Genomic DNA, 1,126 nt, shown 5'->3' with positions numbered 1-1,126 from the left:
ATGCATGGGACGAGTTGCTGCAACCATCGACTTGAGCGCCGAGGAACGCAAGGAGCTTGAAGGTCTGTCGCGCCGGCGGCGAACGGCGCAAGGTCTGGCACAGCGGGCAGAGATCGTGTTGTTGGCGGCCGCGAGGCTTGAGAACAAAGTGATCGCGCAGCGCGTCGGGGCGGTTGAGAACACGGTCGGCAAGTGGCGACGCCGCTTTGCCCAAGATCGGCTGGATGGCCTCTACGATGAGCCGCGGCCGGGTCGGCCACGAGAGATCGGCGATGATGCGATTGCCGAGACGATCCGCCTGACGCTGGAGGCGACACCGCGCGAAGCCACGCATTGGAGTCTGCGCTCGATGGCGCGCGCGGTCGACCATGCGCCATCGACGATCCATCGGATATGGAAAGCCTTCGGCCTTCAGCCGCACCGCGCAGAAAGCTTCAAGTTGTCGAGCGATCCTTTGTTTGTCGAGAAGGTGCGCGACATCGTCGGCCTCTACATGGCACCGCCCGAACACGCGCTGGTCCTGTGCGTGGACGAGAAGAGCCAAATCCAGGCGCTCGATCGCACCCAACCGGTGCTGCCGATGCGGCCCGGCCAGATCGAGCGGCGCAGCCATGATTACAAGCGCCACGGCGTGACGTCGCTGTTCGCAGCGCTCGATATCGCCACCGGACGCATCATCGGCAAATGCTATCCGCGCCACCGCTCTACGGAGTTCCGCCGCTTCCTCGACGAGATCGAAGCGGCGGTTCCTGAGGATCTCGACATCCATTTGGTCATGGACAACTACGCCACGCACAAGACGCAACCCATCCGCAACTGGTTCGCCAAGCGACCCCGCTGGCACGTCCATCTAACACCCACCAGCGCGTCCTGGATCAATCAGGTCGAGCGCTTCTTCGCCGACCTCACCGACAAGCAGATCAGGCGCGGCGTTCACCGCTCAACCGGAGAACTTGAAGCCGCCATCGAAACCTACATCAATGCTGTCAACGCCGATCCGAAGCCCTTCAGATGGACAAAGTCTGCTACCGACATTCTCGCCTCCATCGAACGCTTCTGCCTCGCAACCCTCAAAACCGGCGACCAACAGGCTAAAATCGTCAGAACTTCGGAATCAGGACACTAG

1 protein-coding gene is annotated in these 1,126 nt (G+C 61.8%); it reads left to right on the top strand.

Features of this window, described 5'->3' with window-relative positions; genetic code table 11:
- The first annotated feature begins 4 nt into the window (after positions 1-4).
- Positions 5-1,126: an IS630 family transposase gene (locus AC0L3I_RS36855; protein WP_473530222.1), complete on the top strand. Its 1,122-nt coding sequence runs from the start codon at positions 5-7 to the stop codon at positions 1,124-1,126.

The sequence above is a fragment of the Mesorhizobium sp. WSM4840 genome (assembly GCF_055811755.1).
This window is presented reverse-complemented; position numbering and strand designations above follow the sequence as displayed.

What these genes read in the sequence shown, in the direction of transcription:
- AC0L3I_RS36855 (WP_473530222.1), top strand. Translation starts at nt 5, where the DNA reads ATGGGACGAGTTGCTGCAACCATCGACTTGAGCGCCGAGGAACGCAAG.